1 protein-coding gene is annotated in these 990 nt (G+C 67.3%); it reads left to right on the top strand.

Translation table 11 applies throughout. The annotated features are described in order from the left end of the window. Window positions 1-694 (top strand): family 16 glycosylhydrolase (locus tag K789_RS0100400; protein WP_237739463.1); only part of this gene is annotated, 694 nt, incomplete at its 5' end. Window positions 695-990: the final 296 nt, after the last annotated feature.

Genomic DNA, 990 nt, shown 5'->3' with positions numbered 1-990 from the left:
GGCAGCCCCCGCTGCGGTAGTGCCGGCATCGAGTGTGTCGTCGCTGATGCCCCTGGGAGTCCCCGGCGCGTGGTCGCAGACCTTCAGCGATGACTTCAACGGAACCGCCCTCGACACGAGCAAGTGGGCGAGCTCCTGGTTCGGCGGCGGCACGATGAACAAGGTCAAGACTGACCCCGCAAACGTCTCGGTCGGCGGCGGAAACCTCTCGCTGAGGCTCTCGGACGCCGGCACCGGCGGCCTCGTGTCGTCCAACCCGAAGGACGCTGCCACCACCGGCTACGAGTTCCGGACCGGCTACACCGAGGCCCGTATCTCCTTCCCCGGCAACGGAACCGTGCTGCACAACTGGCCGGCCTGGTGGACTACCGGACAGTCCTGGCCGGCGAACGGCGAGAACGACATCGCCGAAGTGCTCAAGGGAAAGCTGACGTCCAACTACCACTCGGGCTCCGGAACCCACAACCAGGGCACCATTGCCGGCAACTGGGGGAACGAGTACCACACCTACGGACTGTGGCGTAAGGGCAACCTCTCAGAGGTCTACGTCGACGGCGTCAAGGTCAAGTCCTTCCCCACGGACGACGCCAACGCCTCCCAGTACCTCGTGCTGAATGTCGGCAAGGCCAGCACCAGCACCGCCTACGGGCCGGCCTCCGAGATGAAGGTCGACTACGTCCGGGCCTGGCAGTAACAACCACGCCGGTCCGGTACCACTACCGCCCCGGCTTTATCCGCTGCCTCCGCGCTGAAGGGTCCCCTGCTTCCGGCCGGCACGGGGGCAGCGGCCGTATCCGGGTCCCCGCCCGGGACCGCTCCGCCCTCTACGATGGACGGGATGAACACCACACGGGGGGCCAGCTACATCGTTGCGGTTGCCCTGATGCTGGCATTGACCCCGCTGATTACGGCACTGCCGGCGGCCGCCGCCCCCTGCGATCCGGTCGGAGGGATTGTACCGGCGCTCATCTGCCCTGCACCCCCGAACCG

The organism is Arthrobacter sp. TB 26 (genome assembly GCF_000427315.1).
Classification (GTDB): domain Bacteria; phylum Actinomycetota; class Actinomycetes; order Actinomycetales; family Micrococcaceae; genus Arthrobacter.
The sequence above is the reverse complement of the archived record's forward strand: the minus strand, read 5'-3'. Positions and strand labels throughout refer to the sequence as shown.